At 41.2% G+C, this 21,391-nt stretch carries 14 protein-coding genes, 1 pseudogene and 1 other annotated feature; of the genes and pseudogenes, 13 read left to right on the top strand and 2 right to left on the bottom strand.

Annotated features, from left to right (window positions below):
- Positions 1-39: 39 nt before the first annotated feature.
- Entirely contained in the window at positions 40-264 is a 225-nt protein-coding gene (locus C8268_RS05530; protein WP_106766752.1) for a DUF6199 family natural product biosynthesis protein, read from the bottom strand.
- A 254-nt stretch (positions 265-518) separates the two neighbouring features.
- On the opposite strand from C8268_RS05530, the gene C8268_RS05525 reads away from it, so the two are divergent.
- The 12 genes and pseudogenes from C8268_RS05525 to C8268_RS05470 all read left to right on the top strand — a co-directional run bounded on the left by C8268_RS05525 (position 519) and on the right by C8268_RS05470 (position 16,866).
- Entirely contained in the window at positions 519-926 is a 408-nt protein-coding gene (locus C8268_RS05525) for a hypothetical protein (protein ID WP_106766751.1), read from the top strand.
- A gap of 124 nt (positions 927-1,050) precedes the next feature.
- Positions 1,051-1,200 carry a DUF5412 family protein gene (locus C8268_RS23595; protein ID WP_474646568.1) on the top strand — a complete coding sequence of 50 codons (150 nt, stop codon included), beginning with the start codon at positions 1,051-1,053 and terminating at the stop codon, positions 1,198-1,200.
- Positions 1,201-1,757: 557 nt separating this feature from the next.
- Positions 1,758-2,097 (top strand): annotated as a pseudogene (locus tag C8268_RS23500) (sensor histidine kinase).
- A gap of 532 nt (positions 2,098-2,629) precedes the next feature.
- Positions 2,630-2,852 (top strand) — a binding site (T-box leader).
- A gap of 71 nt (positions 2,853-2,923) precedes the next feature.
- Entirely contained in the window at positions 2,924-4,186 is a 1,263-nt protein-coding gene (tyrS, locus tag C8268_RS05510) for a tyrosine--tRNA ligase (protein ID WP_106766748.1), read from the top strand.
- Positions 4,187-4,383: 197 nt separating this feature from the next.
- The gene (tyrP, locus tag C8268_RS05505; RefSeq protein ID WP_106766747.1) at positions 4,384-5,796 is read left to right on the top strand and encodes a tyrosine-tyramine antiporter; all 1,413 of its coding nucleotides are present in this window, start codon (positions 4,384-4,386) and stop codon (positions 5,794-5,796) included.
- A 19-nt stretch (positions 5,797-5,815) separates the two neighbouring features.
- Positions 5,816-7,693, top strand: coding sequence for a tyrosine decarboxylase (gene tdc / locus C8268_RS05500; RefSeq protein WP_106766746.1), 1,878 nt, complete (start codon positions 5,816-5,818; stop codon positions 7,691-7,693).
- Positions 7,694-7,785: 92 nt separating this feature from the next.
- Positions 7,786-9,165, top strand: coding sequence for a Na+/H+ antiporter NhaC (gene nhaC, locus C8268_RS05495; RefSeq protein WP_106766745.1), 1,380 nt, complete (start codon positions 7,786-7,788; stop codon positions 9,163-9,165).
- 138 nt (positions 9,166-9,303) lie between these two features.
- A complete protein-coding gene (locus tag C8268_RS05490; RefSeq protein ID WP_106766744.1) occupies positions 9,304-9,594 on the top strand; it encodes a YerC/YecD family TrpR-related protein in 291 nt (96 codons plus the stop codon).
- A gap of 170 nt (positions 9,595-9,764) precedes the next feature.
- Complete coding sequence (locus C8268_RS05485) at positions 9,765-10,061, top strand: hypothetical protein (RefSeq protein ID WP_106766743.1); 297 nt, start codon at positions 9,765-9,767, stop codon at positions 10,059-10,061.
- A 79-nt stretch (positions 10,062-10,140) separates the two neighbouring features.
- A complete protein-coding gene (locus C8268_RS05480; protein ID WP_234032677.1) occupies positions 10,141-11,322 on the top strand; it encodes a response regulator in 1,182 nt (393 codons plus the stop codon).
- Between the two features lies 1 nt (position 11,323).
- Positions 11,324-12,007, top strand: a complete 684-nt coding sequence (locus tag C8268_RS05475; protein WP_106766742.1) for a class D sortase — start codon at positions 11,324-11,326, stop codon at positions 12,005-12,007.
- A gap of 302 nt (positions 12,008-12,309) precedes the next feature.
- A complete protein-coding gene (locus tag C8268_RS05470; protein ID WP_106766741.1) occupies positions 12,310-16,866 on the top strand; it encodes a collagen binding domain-containing protein in 4,557 nt (1,518 codons plus the stop codon).
- Positions 16,867-16,935: 69 nt separating this feature from the next.
- Here the strand turns inward: C8268_RS05470 and C8268_RS05465 are convergent, their stop codons facing one another.
- Positions 16,936-20,175: a hybrid sensor histidine kinase/response regulator gene (locus tag C8268_RS05465; RefSeq protein ID WP_234032676.1), complete on the bottom strand. Its 3,240-nt coding sequence runs from the start codon at positions 20,173-20,175 to the stop codon at positions 16,936-16,938.
- Positions 20,176-20,268: 93 nt separating this feature from the next.
- Between C8268_RS05465 and C8268_RS05460 the strand changes: the two genes are divergently transcribed.
- Positions 20,269-21,246, top strand: a complete 978-nt coding sequence (locus tag C8268_RS05460; RefSeq protein ID WP_106766740.1) for a LacI family DNA-binding transcriptional regulator — start codon at positions 20,269-20,271, stop codon at positions 21,244-21,246.
- Positions 21,247-21,391 lie beyond the last annotated feature (145 nt).

Here is a 21,391-nt window from a genome sequence, read left to right as displayed (position 1 = left end):
TTTAGAGGGGGAGGTATGAAGGCTGTACAAACAGAAATACTATAAAAATATCGTCATCAATCCAAACACTAAAAATATGGAGCCTAAGCATATCGTAATTAATCCACCGAATTTAGCCCATTCAAGATAGGCATAGCTTGGTTCAGAATCGCCATTTACTTTCCATCCTTCGTTGAACTGCCACCCGAAATCAGGCTTCTTTCTAATCCAGATCCCAAATCCAATCAATATAATGGCTATAAATAACAATAAAAATCCATTCATTTTATCAGCTCCCTTCAAGGTATATACGCAAGAGTCGGCGGATAGGTTCCATTATGTGTAAATTTCCTTCAGCCTTTAATTGATCAAAGTTTACAATGAAAACCTAAATATGGTAGGGTTTGAATGGTTGGGCTGGCCAGTCTACATGAAAACATCTATGAGATTTAACAATGAGAACAAGGCTTAGATTTCTAATTCTTACAGCTTACTTCGCAACGCAATCCATCGTATTACATTCGGAGGAAGATTTTTTTATGAGACTATATAAAATTATACTAACTATTCTCTTTGTGTTTTTGCTAGGCGCTAATCTTGTTCAGTATCATATTCACTCAGAAAATAAAAAGGAGCAGTTAACCATTAATTCTGATTTTGCAGCTGCGATCGGTCGAATTTCAGCAGGGCTAGAAGAAGGTAAACCTCCTTCAATCATATCTTTAGAGCATGCATTTAAGGCAAGTGCTTTGGAAAAGTATACTACCTACAATAAAAGTAAGATACGATTTATTTCCATATTAGCAAATACATTAAGACATGAATATCTAAATAATCAACCTATTAGTCATGTTGAAAAGATTCAAGAATCTTTAATGCAGTTATCTAATAATCCAGAGGATCGAGAGCTTGCAGACAATATCATATTAATGATCAAAAAAGAATAGGAATTTATTCTAAGTCAACATAAGAATTATAGGGTAGCACTTAAAAGCGTAAAATAAAAGCGATTCACTGAGGCTGAATTGAAAGCAGGAGGTGGTTTTGCTGCATTTGTCAAAACAATACATAATGAAAAAACATTGGGGATTATGGATAACTGTCTTTATAGTTGTATCTATCGCCATTTATTTTTATCTGTCTACCTTTACTTTGCTTTTTCTACCAAAAGGAGATTTGATTTTAAGCTTCGATTCACCTACTACGAAAATATTATCATAATTAATGATAAGCAGCTTGATGTAAACAAGGATAGTTATGATTTTAGAAAACATAGAAATTAGAAACAAACAACTAGGCAATATAAAAGAACAATTTATTGAGATCATAAATAATATCATATAATGAACATTTCACTTAGAAAGGCAATGTAAAAATGACTACACTACTCGTAAAAAATTTCTTGCTTGCTTTTGGCATATCTATATTTGTGAGCATCGTTATAGCCGTTAAAAACGCTTCGAAACCTGAATATCGGTTTGGGTTTACTGACATAAAACATAGTCTTTTTTTGTCACTAGCTTTGGCAATAATTTTTACGGTCATTGATTTATTGTTTGATTTCTGGCATCACATATAACGATATAAAATATTGTTAATGTGGTTGGAGGTGGTTATTCTTTCAAAAAGAAAAATACAATGATAAAGACCTCTCAAATTATTTGAATGGAGAGGTTTTTATTTTGCGAGTAAATCAAAGCCCCAGTTTATATGAATATATACTTTCATATAAATTTACTTGTAATTCCGGTATACTCGTAAGAACAATCAGTTCTAAAATGGAAATTACAGTTCACAACTGGACAACAGAAGCTTTGCTTAATCTGGTGAAGAATTGCTCAGAACATACACCGGGTGGGGGAAGCATAACGATTGCTTGCGATCAGAATCCGATCTGTACACAAATTGTTGTCGAAGATACAGGGTCTGGCTTTATAAAGGAGGATACTCCACATTTATTCGAACGATTTTTATAAAGGAAAAACGGCAAGCAAAGATAGCATTGGAATTGGTTTGGCATTGGCAAAGTCAGTTATAGAGAAGCTAAATGGTTCGATTCGAGCGGAAAATAAGCCTGAGGGCGGTGCACGTTTTGTTGTAAAGATCTATAACGATTGAGTTTCCTGCTGTCACCGTAATGTCATTTTGGCTTGGTACATTGAAGCCATCAGCAACTACAGGAGAAGATCAGCGTGGAAATTTTGCGTTGCAAGCAAGTTAACAAAATGTATGGGACGGGGCTAACGAGTGTAACTAGAATGAATCTACGATGATTGAGAGGAAAATTAAGTTTTTATTTTTCTCTAATGTTAAATTAACCTGCCATTAAGTCTTGCATCTTACTATATAGATAACTCCTTTATATATAGTGAAGTCCCTCTAAGCTCGGTTAGAGGGACTTCGTGCGTTTTTTATCTCAGACGCAATTAGTTTGAACAAGATTTATGTACCCCTAATGTTAATTTAATCTCTTATTAAGATTCAGGACTTATTATGAAAATACCCCTTATACATTTCTTTATATAAAGGAAACCCCTCTTACATTGATTAAGAGGGGTTTCGTGGGTTTGCACGGTTTGGAAAAACATACATGACAGAAGAGGTTTGACAACCCGATTTAAATTCAATATACTGACGTTAATCAAAAACAACAAATACAATGAAGGAGATAAGTAGCAGCTTTGTCCCTGTTTCCAGAAAGCTAGGGGTTGATGGAACCTAGCACACACAAACCTGTGAATTACACTCTGGAGTATCTTAGTTAACGCTAAGCGGTTTGGCAATCGATATCATTGCCGAGAGTGGCATTATTAGTGACTGCAGCGCTAATAATGCAAGCTGGGTGGTAACACGGTTAATAAATCGTCCCTATGTCTACAATAGACAAGGAGACGATTTTTTTGGTTTTTAAATACAATAAACACCACATAAAGGAGTGGAAATGATGAACATTATTGATGAACTGGAATGGCGTGGAGCAATTAACCAGCAGACTGATGCAGAAGGACTTCGCGAATTAGTAGAAAAGAAAAGTATTTCTCTATACTGTGGTGTTGATCCAACGGGCGATAGTATGCATATCGGTCATCTGATTCCATTTATGATGTTGAAGCGATTCCAGTTGGCAGGACATCGACCTGTAATTCTGATCGGCGGAGCAACCGGTACAATCGGTGATCCAAGTGGCCGTTCAACAGAACGTCAACTGCAAACTATGGAGCAGGTCCAAGCGAATGTTGATGCATTGACTGCACAGATGAAAAAACTGTTCGATACAGATAGCAATAATAAATTGAAAATGGTAAACAACTACGACTGGACACACAACTTAAACATTTTGGATTTCTTGCGTGACTACGGCAAAAATTTCAGTGTCAATACGATGTTAGCCAAAGATATCGTAGCAAGCCGTCTGGAAAGCGGGATTTCATTTACTGAATTCTCATACCAGATTCTTCAGTCGATAGACTTTCATCACCTCTTCAAGAATGAAGATGTTCAGCTTCAGATCGGTGGCGCTGATCAGTGGGGTAACATTACGAGTGGTCTGGACTTGATCCGTAAAAAAGAAGGACCTGAAGCGCAGGCGTTCGGACTAACCATTCCATTGATGCTGAAAGCAGACGGTACGAAATTTGGTAAGACAGCCGGCGGAGCTATATGGCTGGATGCGAACAAGACGACACCGTTTGAGTTTTACCAGTTCTGGGCCAATACGGATGACCGCGATGTCGTGAAATACTTGAAATTCTTTACCTTCCTCGACAAAGAAACGATTGATGGCCTGGAGGCAAAAGTGAAAACCGAGCCTCATAAGCGGGAAGCGCAAAAGGTATTGGCAGAAGAGATGACCCAATTTGTACATGGTGAAGAAGCCTTGAAACAGGCGAAGAAAATAACAGAAGCATTGTTCAGTGGTGATATCAAGTCTCTGACAGCTGATGAAATCGAGCAAGGATTCAAAGATATGCCAACCTTCGAAGCTTCTACAGAAACCAAAAACATTGTGGATTGGTTAGTCGATCTAGGTATCGAGCCTTCGAAGCGTCAAGCCAGAGAAGATATCGCAAACGGAGCAATCACCATGAACGGTGAGCGTGTCAATGATGTGAATATGGATGTCACACCTGACAATTCATTTGATGGAAGATTTATTATTATTCGTAAAGGGAAGAAAACTTATAGTTTGGTGAAGCTTGTTAAATAATACAGGCTCGGATAAACGCATTTTGCAGGTAAAAGGGACTTTTCCAATGCCAATATGGGCGATGGGAAAGTCCTTTTTTTGCTGTTGAAAAAATTCAGGTTTTTAGAATACAAATCCATACATTTAGACATCATAAAGCCATTCAGTGATAATCACGACCAAATACGACTTAAAAGGACAGAAAGAAGGGCAGATAAATGGCCAAATCAAAACAGTTAACACTATTTGGGTTGATCGGGATTACGATGGCTTTCTTTGGAACGGTTCGAAGTGTCCCGACACTATCGATCACAGGCTGGACGCAAATATTTTACATGCTTGTTGCAGCGATATTGTTCGCACTTCCCATCGCTTTGATGTCCGCCGAGCTTTCCACTGGATTTTCGGGAGAAGAGGGAGGGCCGCAAGTATGGGTAAAGAAGGCATTAGGCGAAAAATGGGGATTTGTAACCTCCTGGCTGCTGTGGGTTCAGATGTTCTTCGGCATGGTAATGGTGGCCTCAACCGTTGGTGTGCTCTTTGGATATGTCATTAACAAACCAGAGCTGTCTTCCAATAACCTGTTTATTTTTGCGGTTATTTTAATTTCGTATTGGGGGGTCACGATCCTAAATATTAAATTTGATATGGTAAAAATAGGGGGTAACTGGGGAGCGGTGATTGGGGTATACATTCCATTTGTGCTTCTCGTACTTCTCGGGTTGTGGTTCTTTTTTAAAAATGGAATTCAGCAAGAGAGCTATTTGGGCAACTTTCAGGCCAAGGATTTATTACCGAATTTTAGTGATTTAGGGAGCTTAACTTATTTATCAGGCATTATCTTTATATTCGCCGGGGTAGAAATCTCATCCGTACATGCGAATAATATCGATAATCCAAAGCGTAATTACCCGATTGCGGTTATTGCATCGGTTATTTTGCTGGTTATCTTTAACCTTGTGGCCGGACTTACGGTTTCCAATGCAGTGCCGTTAGGGAAAATGGAGCTGTCTAACATTACGCAGCCTTACCTTATTTTCTGTCAAGATCTCGGCATACCGCTTATATTTGTCAATATTATTTCGGCCATGATTCTGATTGGGGTATTGGTGCAATTAAGCGCATGGGTGCTTGGACCGAGTAAGTCCATGATTAAAGTTGCTGATGAAGGAAACCTGCCACCATTTTTCCAAAAGAGAGGCGAAAGAGGCATCCCGATTACGTTTGTTCTCATTCAGGCGTCAGTGATTTCCTTGGTGGCATTGCTATATGTTGTTGTGCCTGACGTCAATAGCGCCTTTTTGATGATTACCATTACAACCACGATTTTGTATTGTATCGTTTATGCTTTGATCGGCATTTCGGCGATTAAGCTTCGCTACACAATGCCAGATCTCGAAAGACCATTCCGGCTTGGAACAAAGGGGAACGGCTTAATCTGGTTCATCTCGATCCTGTCATTGATCAGTGTAGCCCTGACGATCGGTGTGAGTCTGATTCCGCCATCTATTCTTGATCCGAGCCAGTATACAGGCTACATCATATTCCAGGTTGGAGCGACAGTCATCATGGTAGCTATCGCTTTGATCATATACAGATTTAAGAAACCAGAGTGGAAGAAAGAAAAATAAAAAGTGGAGGAAACAAAAAATGCATAATGAGAAACTTGAAATTACGGATATTAATTTAAAGGCGTTATTTTTAGGCGATAAGGGCGAAAACGTCGATATCTTCAAAGAATTACTGCTTAAAATGATTGATGAACATGTAGGCTGGCGTCAAAATTATCAGCCTCAGGATGCTCCGGTTATAACTCCGTTTGATAAAAGCTCGGAAAGTTTTAATGATACGGTGGACCATGTTCGCAACGTATTTAATGAATTATCTTCCAAGCTTCGCTCGAAGTCGCTGCCTTGGCATACGGCAGGTCGTTTTTGGGGACATATGAACTCTGAAACACTGATGCCGGCCATTATCGCCTATTCAGCTGCTACATTGTGGAATGGTAACAACGTTGCTTATGAATCCTCTCCCGGCACTTCGGAAATGGAAGAAGAGGTCGGCCATGAACTTGCAACATTGATGGGATATCAGGAAGATGAGGGTTGGGGCCATATTTGTGCCGACGGTTCCATCGCTAACCTGGAGGGTTTATGGTATGCACGGAACTTGAAGTCACTTCCGCTTGCTATTAAAGAAGTAGCTCCAGAACATGTAGAGGGCAAGTCCGAGTGGCAGCTTCTGAACATGTCTACGAGAGAAACTTTGGAAATCATGGAGAAAATACCGGAAAAGCTGGATGATATCAAAGCTAAATCGGTTCGGAGCGGCAGACATATCGAGAAACTTGGCAAGTGGATTATCCCTCAAACGAAGCACTATTCCTGGCTGAAAGCTGCTGACATTATCGGTATAGGTTTGGATAATGTAATTTCAATTGATGTAGACAACAATTATCGGATGGACATTGAAAAACTGGAAGCGAAAATTCGCGAGCTTGCAGCGCAAGAAATACCTATTCTTGGTGTCGTTGGAGTAATTGGTACAACAGAAGAAGGCCAAATCGACCGGATTGACAAGATTGTCGAGTTGCGTGAAAAATTGGAAAAAGAGGGCATCTACTTCTACATTCATGTGGATGCGGCTTATGGAGGCTATGCACGATCCATCTTCCTTGATGAATATAATAAGTTTATCGATTATGACAAACTTGATAAAGTTTATAAAAAATACGGTGTCTTTCAAGGGAAAAATGAATGGCTAACGAAGGACATCTATGACTCCTTTAAAGCGATGGATAAAGTGGAGACGATTACGATTGACCCTCATAAAATGGGTTACATTCCTTACTCCGCCGGGGCCATTGTCGTTAAAGACAAGAGAATGCGTGACGCTATTTCGTACTTTGCTACGTATGTGTTCGAGAAGGGAGCCGATATTCCGGCACTGCTTGGAGCTTATATTTTGGAGGGGTCCAAAGCGGGTGCAACGGCTGCTGCGGTATGGACTGCACACAAGGTGTTGCCGCTCAACGTAACGGGCTACGGAAAATTAATGGGAGCAAGTATCGAAGGTGCTTTTTACTTCTATAACTTCTTAAAGGACAGAAAGTTCCATGTTAACGGGAAAACCATTAATGTTTACCCATTGACTAAGCCGGACTTCAACATGATCGATTATGTGTTTAATGAAGAGGGGAATACAGACCTTGGTGTAATGAACAAGCTGAACAATGAGTTCTATGGACACGCCTCATACGTTAAAGGCGGCTTGTATTACAATGAGTTCCTTACGTCCCATACAGACTTTGCTGTTCCTGACTATGGAAACAGTCCGCTGCCATTCGTAAAATCGCTTGGATTCAGCGAAGAAGAATGGGAGCGTGAGCAGAAAGTAACCGTACTGAGAGCTTGCGCAATGTCTCCGTATGTGAATGATAAGGAAGTATTTGATGAATATGCAGAGAAGATAGAAGCTGCCATTCAGACTAAGTTGGAGACCATTTTTAACGAAATGGAGAAAGCTTAAGAAAAAGGACGGAATGCGTGACGGTTCGTCACGCATTCCTTTATATCTTGATTCCACCTTAGAGCATCACTTTACGACAAGGAGCTATATCCATGGCAAAAGACGTGACTTTAAGAGAAAGCACCTTCCTTTTGATCGTAATATTGGCGATTATAGGGGTATGTATTATCGGCTTAGGCATGGACCCTCAAGTGCCGATTTTAATCGCTATAGGTGTATTAATTATCTTTGCAAAAAGCAAAGGTGTTTCATGGGATTCGATTCATAAAGGTTTTCAGAACGGAATTACCCCGGGCCTGATTCCAATCCTTATCTTTATGTTGATTGGAGCTTTAATCAGCGTTTGGATCGCGGCTGGAACAATACCTACAATCATGGTGTATGGATTCAACATTATGCTTCCTCAGTTTTTCCTTCCCTCGGTCTTTATTATTTGTGTCGTAGTAGGAGTCACCGTAGGCAGCTCCTTCACGACGATATCGACCATCGGTATTGCTTTGTTCGGCATGGGTCAAATCATGGGGTATCCTGGTGCCATGACGGCCGGGGCTATCGTATCGGGGGCCTTTTTAGGCAATAACATATCTCCGCTGTCTGATACAACGAATCTTTCCTCTGCCATTGCAGAAGTAGATCTGTTTGAGCATATCCGTAATATGATGCGAACGATGATTCCTGCCTTTATCGTTTCGCTTGTTTTCTTCATTATTATAGGACGCTCGAATGCATTGTCTACAGGGAGTCAGATCAATGAACTGGTTGATACGCTGCGTTCCTCATTTACGATCTCAGCGTGGACGCTGCTTCCTGTCTTAACGCTATTTCTATGTGCGTGGAAGAAGGTTCCGGCTATCCCCACTTTGCTATTGAGTATCGTGATTACAATCGGTGTCATTTTCTTATATGAGCCGCGCACCAATTTTCTGGACATTTCAAGATTGATGCAGGATGGGTTTGTATCGAATACAGGCGTAGCCAGTGTGGATGAACTGCTTACACGAGGCGGTATTCAAAGTATGATGTGGTCTGTCTCACTCATTTTGCTGGCACTTGCTTTAGGGGGACTGCTTGTCGAACTGAAAATTATTAGAACGTTAATCGACAGAATCTCTGCCTTTGTCAGCAGCAAGGGAAAATTAATTCTGATGACAACGCTGAGCTGTATCGGTGTTAACCTCCTCTTGGGTGAACAATATTTGTCCATTATTTTACCAGGTGAAGCTTTTAAACAGCAATTCAAGGAGCTTCATCTTGCATCCAAACATTTGTCGTCAACAGTCGCTAATGGTGGAGCAGCCTTCAATGCGTTGGTTCCTTGGGGGGTCAGCGGTGTATTTATTGCAGGGACTTTGGGAGTTTCTACATTAGAGTATTTACCTTATGCTGTATTCTGTTTTACCGCTCCATTACTTACGATTCTGTTCGGCTTTATAAGCAAGGGCAATAGAGATTTAAATCAGCAAAATGTATAATAAATAGTGGTACGACAGGTAAAAGTTGGCGCTAGCCAACTTTTTTCTTAGTCGTATAATGAAATCAAGAGAATGATTGATGAATAAAGCAAAAGTTTCGTGAATGAGTAATGTTTATCCTAAAGAGGAGGAAAAGATATGCTTATCGACAAATTAAGGGGTCCTATGTTAGATGAATTTTTTGAAGGTATACTGGCATTGGAATCCGTTGAGGAATGCTATGCTTTTTTTGATGATCTATGTACACTTAATGAAGTTAAAGCGTTAACCCAACGATATCAGGTTGCCAAAATGCTGCATAATGACCATACGTATATTGAAATAGAGGCCAGGACCAAGGCAAGTACAGCAACGATCTCTCGGGTAAAGCGCACGGTTACGAACGGAAGCGGCTCTTATGACATGTTGTTTAAACGATTGGAAAAGTAAAAAAACATAAATCATATCTCGAAGAAACGCAACTCAACTCATCCTAATGGCTGCACTGAAAGCGTTTCTTCTTTTATTCAAAAATTATTCAGTGGCTTATGCTTTAATTGGATTGATGTGCTTTTTTGCATAAATTATTTACTAAAAATATGAGTGGTGAGATTTACAAGATGAATAGAAAATTATCAAGTAAACAGAAAGAGGCTCTTAAAAAGGCAGAGCATAACGGCGGACGGCTGATCAGAGGCAAGGGGGGACTATGGACATACGAAGGAGCAGCCACTTCTGGAGAGACATGGTATGGGCTCGTTACCCCGGAATGGTATTGCACAACGAATACAATTTTTGCTTTAGTGCGGCGGGGACATATGACTTTGGATGATTTTGATACATGTTCCCTAGTAAAAGATGAGCAAGGACATAAAACTGGAGAACAAAAGGGAGATCAGTACATATATAACATTTAAAGTTTGAATGCGGAACAATCGTCTTCTATTTTTCTTGATATGATAAAGTTAATCGAAAGACAAGGGGGAAGTTTCGCAGATGGAGATGCATTTAAAGGCTATTGTTGTTGATGATGAATGGCTAGCTCTGAAAAAAATGGAGAATCTGTTGGCAGTAAAACAGTCCGGGTCTAACGTTAAAGTTGAGCTAGCCGGAATTTTTCATGATCCATATGAAGCTTTAAAATTGGTACAGAAAGAAAAGGTCGATATTGCCTTTTTAGATGTGCAGATGCCGGTAATCGATGGATTTGAGCTGGCTGAACGGTTACAGCAAATTCAACCGCATATTCGTATTATTTTTGTTACAGCTTATCAAGAATATGCAGTAAAAGCTTTTGAGATGAACGCACTCGATTATTTGCTGAAACCCGTACATCAGAGCCGATTGGTGACGACATTGAACCGTGCGGTTGGATCGGCATCAATAAGCAAACCGATGCCTGAACATGCAGCTCCGATTACCCTTTGTTGTTTGCAAAGCTTGCGCTATATCGATGCCCATGGCGAAGTTCAATTTTTTCCGTGGAAAACATTGAAGGCGCCTGAACTATTCGCTTATCTTGTGTACCACCGTAATAAAACGGTTAGCAAGCAAATGCTGATCGACTTGTTATGGCCGGGATACGATGCTGAAAGAGCAACGGCACAGCTGTATACGGCAATCTATCAAATCCGAAAAATTATTAAAGCAGCCGGTTTAGATCTGGAAATAAAATACAAGGATGAAGGCTATAGAATGATATGGGGGACCTTGAGATTGGATGTGGAAGATTGGGAGAATGATGTACGTCAAGCTGCTGAACTCACTTCCGATTCCCTTAACAAGCATTTATCGATAAAAGCACGTTATGCAGGTGACTATTTGGAAGAACATCGTTATCTATGGGCTGAGTACGAGCAAGAGCGGATTCGTCTGATCTGGCTAAGCCATGTGAAACAAATAGCGGAATATTATATTTCGCAAGATCAACATACGGAAGCAATACTGTTGTATCAGGAAATGAAAGAAAAGGTACCTGATATGGAAGAAGGATACTTTGGGTTAATGAAGCTGTACGCCTCTTTGAATTATCAGGCTGAAGTCCGAAAACAGTTTCAATTGGTTACGAACAAATTTAAAGAGGAGTTTGATGTCCCTCCAAGCAAAGAGTTAACGGATTGGTATGGTGAATGGAACAATGAAATGCAGAAATTAAATCTTAAGGTAGGGCAAATATAACATGAAAATAAAAATATCAGCTGCGCTACTCATTGTTTTTGGAATTTTTGTTCTTTTATATCCAACCATTTCGGAAAAATATTATGAGAGTCAGCAGCAAAAAATAGCAAGTGATTGGCTAACTAGTATGGCAAATATAAGTACAGGCAATGAGGATGTTGAACCGAAAGCACTGGTTAATGACAACGAAAATAACACCGAAGAAGCTGAAAGCGATGAAACCGCTGAAGACCGCAAAGATTCAAGTCTTTCAAGCTATAATCCGAATGCAGAAGGCATTTTAATGATAGAAAAAATCAATCTGCGTCAGCCTATACTTCGCGGGGCTACGACCAATCATTTGAATATTTCCGTGGCTAGTGTTGAGAACACAGGAAAAGCTGGCGAAGTCGGAAATTATGCTGTGGCGGGACATCGAAACCGTACGTACGGAAGGAATTTCAACAGGCTTGATGAGATGAAGAAAGGCGATAAAATTCAGGTTAACAACGGAGAAGAACAATTCGAATATACCGTTACGGAAAAATTGTATGTAAAGCCGGAAGAAGTATGGGTGCTTGAACCCAATGGTAAAGATAAAGAGATCACCTTGATCACTTGTCACCCGATGGTAAACCCTACACATCGCATTATCGTCAAAGGTAAGATCATGGAAGAGCCTAAAACTGAAACATCGTCTCTTTAGGGAGACGGTGTTTTTTTGTGTGTTTTCATAGGTTCTAAGGCGTATTCAGAAAAAATTCAACATGCTGCTGTATATTTTATGTGAATTGTCATTGCCTTGACCCGAACATCAAAAAGAGAAATATAAAAAATTAGATCATACCTGCTTTAACCAGGGTTGATGCATTGAATATGTGGATGAAACATAAGGGGGGGGATCAGGGGGCATAACACGTCTTTAAAGTTTGATTGATCCGTTTAAATCGCAATGCATCATGCACGGAAGAATAAATTAGGTGAAATATGAGGTGAACATGACTCGCTATGAGGAAAATCGGGAAAATATTATCTTTATTATTAACAGCAATGTTATTCATAAATCTCATGACTCCTTTTTCAACGGCCAGTGCTGCTGATGAAGTGACAGCTTCTCAAGAAGGGCAGAACGGAGCAACAGGACCAAATATAGAAGAAGGTACTGTAGGTGAAGGTGGCATAGATGAAGGTTCCATCAATGAGGATGCTACAGGTGAAGATGTTTCAAATGAAGGTGTCCCAGGTGAGGATACTACAGGCGAGAGCGCCCCAGATGCAGGTTCAGAAGGTGAAGGCACTACGGAAGGGGAGAAGCCAAGTGAAGGTGCAATAGATGAAGGCGCGGTAGAAGAAGGGACTGACGTGGCAACTCCGGAAAAGGCTAACATTATCACCGAAAATCTTATTACAGATGTGAAAATGAAAGATGGCGAAGATACGGAAGGTCAACCAGCGAATAATATTGAGGAGATTCGTCCAGAACAAGGATCGCGTGTCACGATTTATTTTGACTGGAGGCTTCCGGCCAATCACGGGTATAAGAGTGGAGCTACCTTCACTTTCAATCTGCCGGATAAATTTGGAGTAGATAGAGTGTTGAGCGGTAATCTTGATGGTGAAGTAGGGACGTATGAAGTCTCTCCAGAAGGCACAGTTACCTTCACTTTCAATGATTCAATCGAGGATAATGAAGAGCTGAAAGGATACTTTTTTGTATGGAGAGAGTTTGATGAAAGCAAGTTCGAGGGAGGAACACAGCAGGAGATTGTTTTCGAATTTATTGAAACGGATAAATTCACTATTCCTGTTCATTTCAAGAGTAAATCAAACAATGAAATCGAAAAACGTGGAATAAAAGATAAGGGGATGAACCCTAATGAGATCAGCTGGGAAGTTGATTTTAACATTGGAGAAAAGAAGATCGAGAATGCGCTCTTTACAGATGAACTGCCTGATGGATTGGAACTGATTAAGGATTCAATCGAGGTATATCCAGTGGAGGTTCAATTAGATGGAAGTGTCATTCCTGGATCGCAACTTACCGATGTGACACCTCATTTTAATGGCAGCACGTTTGAACTACAATTTGGAGATATTGACAGTGCTTATCGGGTAAAATATACAACCAAAATTACGAATACGATCGAAGATAAAACATACACCAATAAGGCAACTGTCTCTGGCAGCAATCTTTCAATGGAATTGCAGAAGTCGGCTAATGTATGGGTTGACTTCAGTGAGCCTTTGAGTAAAGCATCGACTGATTATGATTCCTCGACTCAAACGATTTCCTGGGCTATTCAGTATAACTACAATGAACGGGCCATCGAGCAGTCCAAGGCATGGATTGAAGATACGTTTCTTGACAAGAATCAGCGACTGGATTTAGAGTCTTTGAATGTATATGAGATGACGATTGATGATAACGGAAAAGCAGTACAAACAACAGGGACACCGCTCGTAAAGGACGTGGATTATACAGTTCAAATCAATAACGCAGAAGATGGATTCAGATTAGAGTTTAAGAATAATATTGAAGCAGCTTACGAAATCACCTACAAAACTTTTGCTAAAGAACGTGTTCATGATGATGCGTTAACGGTTATGAATGAAGTGGAAATGTATGAAGGTGAACCCGTAACAGGAAAGCGGAACATAAAACAGGTGATTTTCTGGAAATCAGTAGATAAAGTTAACTTTTCTGAAAAAACAATTACTTGGGGACTCCGTCTGAACGACGACAAGAAAACGATGAATGAGGTCGTCATTCGCGATAGCTTTGCTGGCCAGAATTTAGAGTTTCTTCCGGAAACCCTATCAGTTAGCGGTCTTACTCTAGATGAGGGAGACGGCAATGGAGATTACACTATTGAACCCAATACGACATATCATATGGGTTTTGTACTGAAGTTTAAAAATCCGGTATCTACAAGCCATTTTATCACTTACAAGACTAAATTTGATCCCCGCTTACCGATACCTCAACATGGCACTGAGAATGGGTACAAAAATAATGCAGTGCTGGATTGGGTAGAAAACAACACAGCTCATTCTATTACCAAATCAGCTCTAGCAAAACCGGATAACTATACGCAAGGAAACGGTGATAAAAAGGGTAAATATGATGCAACAACAAAGGAAATTACCTGGACGATCGATGTAAACTATAACCTCCACAATATTGAAGAAGCAGTTGTGCGTGATTTTTATACAGGTGAACAAACTTTTCTTCCGGAATCACTGACTGTTCATCATTTAACCCTTAACGGAGCGTACAATGGAGTACTTGTCGGAGAAGAAGTGCCGACGGATCAATATCGATTTGAAGTAAAAACGGAAGGCGACAACAATGGATTTGAACTCAATTTAGGCTCCATCCATTCTCCTTATCGTATTACTTACAAAACAAGTCTCAAAGGTCATCCTGTCGTTTCTGAGTATAGCAATTCTGCGACTTTACATGATCATAAACAACCAGACCACATACTGTTTACAGATACAGCTAGTGTTAAGCCTCAACATGGCGGAGAATATGTTTACAAAACAGGAACGCAAGGGACAGGTGCTGAAAGTGATTTGGCTTTTTGGGAAGTAATTATTAACCCCGGCCTATCACATATTAAAGCAGGATCTGAATTGACTGACACACTGACTGGCGATCAGATGCTTATTCCGGATTCGATCAAGCTTTATCACCATATTCCGAATATTTTCGGTGAATTGAGCAGAGGAAGTCTGGTAGATGAGTCACAATACTCATTGAATATTAATGGTAATTCCTTTGCACTCACCTTTAAAGATGAGATTGAAGGCGCGTTTGTTTTAGAGTATCAGTCATTCATTAATGCGGATCACGGTGCAATTATAAGCAACGAAGCTAAATTTAATGGACAATCCTCTTCAACTGTGACAGGGAACGAGAACGGGCGGATTGAAGTAAAGTTATTTGGAGCAGGTGGCGGAGCGATCTCTTCCGGCAAAGGCAACTTGAAAGTGATTAAGGTAGACGCTGCAGACGGAAAGCCGTTAGCGGGAGCTACGTTCGGACTTTATGACAAATCAGGAAAAATACTTTTGGAAGAGCTTGTGACAGATAGGAATGGGGAAGCGGTATTTAAGGAATATAAGTATAAAGATTACATTCTTAAAGAACTGGCCGCACCAGAAGGATACTTGATTACAGAAGAGTGTAAGAACGGGGTCAAAATTAAATTCAGAGATGATGCTACCAACTTTACCGTCGAGAACACAAAAGGCAACTGGGATGTAGAGTTGGCGAAGGTAGATCAAGGCGATGAGACCCGAACGCTAGAAGGGGCTGTCTTCAAGCTTCAAATCCATGATGGTGCTGGTTATGTCGATGTACCCGGGCAAACAGAACTTACTACGGATGCCAATGGGAAAATCCAGCTTACTGATTTAGAGCCAGGATGCTATCAGTTTGTCGAGATCAAAGCGCCTAAGGGCTACAAGCTTAATACTACTCCGATTTCATTTACAATCGAACCTAGCCAAACAACGCCTAAACAGCTGAAGGTATCGAATGAAATTTATGTCGGCTCTGTTGAGCTTTTGAAAGTGGATGCACACACAGGTACCGTTCTTGCAGGTGCTGAATTTGAGCTTCGAGATGCAGAAGGGAAGGTTCTACAGAGCGGGTTGATTACAGATCAAGACGGCATGCTGTTGATAGAATCTTTGAAAGCCGGAAGCTACCAATTGGCTGAAATGAGAGTTCCTGAAGGTTATCTGTTGAATGTTGAGCCGCTTGTGTTTGAAATTGTTGACGACCGTCAAATACAAGTAGTGTTTAAAAACACACCAGAAACGGGCTCGGTAAAACTGATTAAGATCGAACAAGATCAACCGGCGATTACATTGACTGGGGCGGAGTTTCGGGTGCTGGATGCCGATAAAGAGCCTGCCAAGAACAGCAAAAATGAGGAAATAGCAGTGCTTACTACGGATAGCCATGGCGAGCTGCACATTCCGAATCTTTTGCCAGGTAAATATTATATTGAAGAAATAAAAGCACCATATGGTTACAGCATCAAAGACGAGTTGACAGAAATTGAAGTACGCAGTGGGGAAGAAACCATAGTCTTCGTGGAAAATAATCGGGTTCCATCTACAGGTGGCGGGGGAATTACCCCGAACCCTCCTGACAATTCGGAAACACCGATCAAGCCTGATCCGGAAGAAACTGTAGATCCTGTAGATCCAACTGAGCCGACAGAGCCAGTTGAACCTACAAAACCTGGGGAAGAGACAACAGTTCCGACAGATCCGGCAGATGGCGAAGGTTCACAACCATCTGGTGAAGGAGAAACAGAATCAGATGATGTAGACAGCTCAGGCAAAAATCCAAATGAAGGTGCAAAACCTGTAGACGGAGGTAATGGTACAACCTCAACAGAAGGAAGACATCCTGAACATCCATCAGGCAATGTATTGCCAAAGACAGGTGAGAACAGTCCGCTTCCATTACAGTTGGCTGGGCTCAGCTCCATCATGATGGGACTTGGATTGCTTGCTTATAGGAAGAAACGAGCAATCCATAAATAAAGACAGTGATCTAGTATTTACAAAAGCAAGGCGGTGCAGGAACTTTTTCTGCGCCGCCTTTTCGTTATTTTATGTCATCTGATTATAGTCCAGTGGAACTTTAAAAGAAACTTTCGTACCTTGATTCGGCTCACTCCATATACTGAGCCCCTCACCATACAATTGCTTCAAGCGTCTGTCCGTATTCAAGAGCCCGATTCCCCTGCTTTCCTGAGCTTCATAATGAAGCAATCGATTCAGCTGATCTTTCTTCATTCCAAGACCATTATCCTCAACTGAAACTTCAATATGCTGCCCATGCTGTTCTACTCGAACTAGAACCGTCCCGCCCTTGGAAAGGCTGAGCACTCCATGTCTTACCGCATTTTCCACGAGCGGTTGTATCGTCAGCGGCGGTATCATGATATGAATACCGGATTGTATATCCCAAATGAAGTTCAATCGGTCCTCAAAACGCTGTTTCTCTATGTACAAATAAGAATGAACGAGATCAAGCTCATGTCGGATCGGGACGAGCTGTTGTGAATTCCAAAAATCAAAGCTGATTCTCAAGTATGAACTAAATGCATCAATCAGATCATTCATCTTTGGCAGATCAAATTCACTTAATGCCGTTATCGAATTCAATGTATTAAACAAGAAATGGGGTTTGATCTGTGCTTGCAGATAGGCTGCTTCCAGGCGCATCCGCTGGCGTACCGAACGTCTTAAATCAGTCAAGGCGGCAACCCTCGGCTTCAACTCGAACGCATGAATCGGTTTGGTAACATAATCATTGGCCCCTGCCTTAAATCCCGCGTTCACGTCCTCCGGCTGACTGCGTGCGGTGAGCAGCAAGATAGGAAGCTCCGAAATGGTGTAGCGTTCACGAATAAGCCGGGTCATTTCATAGCCTGACATTTGCGGCATCATCACATCGGCGATGACCAGATCCCATGAAGCGGAGTCCAGCTTGGAAATAGCGTCCTTTCCGTTGGTTACCTTCACCACATCGTATTGATCTGCCGATAGCATATCGCCAAGGATCTTCAAATTCACGATGTCATCATCAACGATCAGGATTTTAGGTTTGTCAGTCAATGAAATTATCTCTGCGGATGGTAGGACCTGATCATTGCCCCCTACTGCTATGTAAGATTTAGAAGTTTGAAGCATCGTTACAGCATTCATCTCTTCATCATCTGTCAGCTTGAGCGTGAAAGTGAATACGGAGCCTTGACCAGGTGCAGAACTTACAGTTAAAGTGCCTCCATGCAATTGAACCATCTGTTGGCAAATGCTAAGCCCAAGCCCGATCCCGCCAATCGTTGTTGACGTTCCCGTGCTTCCTTGTTCATAAGCTTGAAAAACCCTTTTCTTTAAATCTTCGTCCATCCCGATTCCTGTATCTGAAACATGAATCCATGCCTTTTTATCCCGCACCTCTGCGTTGACGGAAATCATCCCTTCATACGTAAATTTGATGGCATTATGAACTAGATTGTACAGAATCTGGACGAGTCTCTTCTCATCGGCAATAACACGGGGAAAAGAATCAGGTATATCCATGGACAAGGTGATCGGTTTGCCCTCGGTCATAAATTTAAGCATGTCCATAACGCCAGTTGCTATGGATTGAACCCGGATGCTGTCGAGTTCAAGATGGATTCGCCCTTCATTTAGTTGTGATAAATCAAGCAGGTCATTCAGCGTGTGGGACATGCGTTTGCCAACTGTCATAAGCAGCTCCAAGTTTTGAATGTTTTGCCGATTGATCGATTCCTTTTCTTCATTTAATACATGCTGAGCGATATTCATTATTCCATGAAGAGGTGTTTTAAGCTCATGTGATGTATTGGCCAAAAAGTCATCTTTCATTTTGTCTGCCATCTGAAGTTTTTTTGCAAGCAGTTTGGTTTGATTGGCTGTTTGAATAAACCGTTTGAACCAGAATGAAGCTATGGCGATTAAAGCGATAATTAAATCAAAAGGATAGTACAGCATATAAATGGAGCCAACATTTTTCATAATGCCCCAAAAAACATTGGTCGTCAGGGCAGAGGCTGCCAGCATTAACAATGCTGCGTCCTTGCTGCTTCTTAGCGCCATCTTTACAGCGAATAGCGGCATGGCCAGATAAGTAGGAAAATATAAACAATAAAATATCGGCAGTGAAAGCAGGATAAACTTCGCTGGTGATAGCAAAATGAACACGATATATATCAGGTTCAAAATGCTAAGCCAACGGAAGGATTGAGCAACTGTAAACTCGTGCAGGGTAAATCGTATACAATGAAGCAAAAATAGAGCAGTTCCTATATAAGACAGAAAAAATATTTTTACGCTCCATTCGTAGTTGATAGACAGCCAGTTAAACAGCAGTTGACTGTCGTCAATGAGTATACAAAAGATACCAAAAATCAAGGAAAGGGACAGAAAGATCAACGATTTCTGACGGTATCCGCTCATATACAAAATACTTGCATAAATGGCGTGCAGCAGCAGAACAACAGCCATCATAATTTGCAGACTTATCGTTAAGTTTTGCTCACTGCTGATTGAAGTTCCACTTCCGAAGCGGATGGCACTCAGAATGCCGCCTTCAAGGGGACTATTAAAGTTTGCTACATGGAGGATGAGCTCAATGTCATTCTCATTTGTAGAGAACGTTACGGTTGATGGTGCGGTTCGGGCTGTATACTGCTCTTTCGTTGACGATGGATAGCCTGATTTCGTTAATGAATGGCTGTTTACAAACAATTCAAACGAGGTTTGAATATGAGACAGGTGAAGGCTGTAGGTTTGGCGTTGGTCCGGATTAATCAAAATACGCAATCGATAAGATCCGTAACCTTCAGCGGTTTTCTGCTCCTTAGGGAAGTGGCTTTTCCAGTTCCCTGGAACCTGGATAAAGTCACCCCTTTCGGATGAATCCTGATCGGTTTTCTCATGCAGAAGAAACTCGTTTGGGTAGAACTCCCACTCCCCATCCAATGAGATCGGGCGACTGGATGATATATCCCAGTTTCGTAAATCCAAAACTCCCTGTACCGCTTTCGGTTGATTCGGCGCATTATAGAAAAAGATCCAGCCCAAACGCAGCAATGTGAGAGAAATTAAAAAACATATTAAGATGATAAATACTTTTCTTTTCGTCATCATGTTACCTATTTTCGACAAATCATTCGTTATATCCTTTATCGTGTAAATATTAAAAAGAGCTGAACACCCCGTCACGCCCTTGTGGTCACGCCGGCCTTGGTTCTGCTCTTCTAAAGCCATTGTATAGTATGAAAAGCATACCAGAGCAAGCCTTTTATTCAAATTCAATTTATTCCCCATTCTCGTCTAAAGATGATTCCGAATACAAAACATGCTACTATTCAAGCTAAGGTACAATAATCAATAGGGGGGACATTGAAAATGGCCAATATTAAAGAAATAGCCAAGCTTGCAGGCGTGTCGGTGTCCACAGTATCTCGTGTACTGAACAATCATCCATATGTTAGTGAAGAGAAAAGAACACGGGTAAACGAAACGATAAAAAAGTTGAAATATGCGCGTAACATGAATGCGGTTCATCTTATAACAGGAAAAACCCAAAATATTGCGATCATGCTGCCGTTTATAAACCATGCTTATTTTTCGATTCTGTTGGAGGGGATTGGCAAGGAAGCTCTCGCGAATCACTATCGACTGATTATATGTCAGACTGGTTACGACCAGGATGAGGAGCGCGAAGTGTTCGAAATGCTGAGGAACAGAGAGATTGACGGAATTATCGTGCTCTCAACCGCAACGCCCGTAGAAAAAATTGAGGAATACTGTAGTTACGGACCGATTGTATGTTGCCAGCAGGCGGGCAAGAGAGCTTTTTCATCTGTCTATATAGATCATGCACGCGCGTTCCGTTCGGCCATGGCGTGTCTCATTGACAAAGGCCATCGGCACATTGGCTTTACCGTTGGCCGCATGGATAGTCCAAGCACAAGAGCTCGTATGAGCGAATATGAGAAGGTATTGAGCGAGCTGGGAGAACCGCTGCGGGAAGAGTGGATTTTGGACGGATGTCTCGACATGGAGGAGGGGGCAGCAATTATGAAGCGTCTCCTTGATCTGTCCGAAAGGCCGAGCGCGATGCTGGTTACCGGTGATCATGTCGCAGCAGGATTAGTATGGGAAGCCAGAAGGCTCGGCATTTCAATTCCGGAGGAGTTGGCTGTGATCGGTTTCGATAATCAGCCCATTGGTAAAATGATCGGTTTGACGACCATCGATAATCGATTGTACGAAATGGGAGCTGAGGCGTTCCGCATTCTGTTTCAGTGTATAGAAAACCCTGATCAGGAATCCGTTCAAAAGGAACTTGATTTTGAGCTGATTAAACGTTCATCGGTATGAGGATATGGGAATAGCCGTCTACAAGTAATTACAAACTTCGACAAATATGATATTCTTAAGATGTTTAAATTTATTGTTTTCAAGATTGATTTTTTGCGTCTGCAAGATTGTTGCAGGCGCTATATTTATGATTGAAAGGAGGTCA

This window comes from Paenibacillus faecalis (assembly GCF_900289175.1).
GTDB classification, from domain to species: Bacteria; Bacillota; Bacilli; order Paenibacillales; family Paenibacillaceae; genus Paenibacillus_AQ; species Paenibacillus_AQ faecalis.
This window is presented reverse-complemented; position numbering and strand designations above follow the sequence as displayed.

Bases quoted from the DNA above. Each gene is read 5' to 3' on its own strand.
- C8268_RS05530 (WP_106766752.1), bottom strand. From the start codon at position 264: ATGAATGGATTTTTATTGTTATTTATAGCCATTATATTGATTGGATTT.
- C8268_RS05525 (WP_106766751.1), top strand. From the start codon at position 519: ATGAGACTATATAAAATTATACTAACTATTCTCTTTGTGTTTTTGCTA.
- C8268_RS23595 (WP_474646568.1), top strand. From the start codon at position 1,051: ATGAAAAAACATTGGGGATTATGGATAACTGTCTTTATAGTTGTATCT.
- tyrS (WP_106766748.1), top strand. From the start codon at position 2,924: ATGAACATTATTGATGAACTGGAATGGCGTGGAGCAATTAACCAGCAG.
- tyrP (WP_106766747.1), top strand. From the start codon at position 4,384: ATGGCCAAATCAAAACAGTTAACACTATTTGGGTTGATCGGGATTACG.
- tdc (WP_106766746.1), top strand. From the start codon at position 5,816: ATGCATAATGAGAAACTTGAAATTACGGATATTAATTTAAAGGCGTTA.
- nhaC (WP_106766745.1), top strand. From the start codon at position 7,786: ATGGCAAAAGACGTGACTTTAAGAGAAAGCACCTTCCTTTTGATCGTA.
- C8268_RS05490 (WP_106766744.1), top strand. From the start codon at position 9,304: ATGCTTATCGACAAATTAAGGGGTCCTATGTTAGATGAATTTTTTGAA.
- C8268_RS05485 (WP_106766743.1), top strand. From the start codon at position 9,765: ATGAATAGAAAATTATCAAGTAAACAGAAAGAGGCTCTTAAAAAGGCA.
- C8268_RS05480 (WP_234032677.1), top strand. From the start codon at position 10,141: ATGGAGATGCATTTAAAGGCTATTGTTGTTGATGATGAATGGCTAGCT.
- C8268_RS05475 (WP_106766742.1), top strand. From the start codon at position 11,324: ATGAAAATAAAAATATCAGCTGCGCTACTCATTGTTTTTGGAATTTTT.
- C8268_RS05470 (WP_106766741.1), top strand. From the start codon at position 12,310: ATGAGGAAAATCGGGAAAATATTATCTTTATTATTAACAGCAATGTTA.
- C8268_RS05460 (WP_106766740.1), top strand. From the start codon at position 20,269: ATGGCCAATATTAAAGAAATAGCCAAGCTTGCAGGCGTGTCGGTGTCC.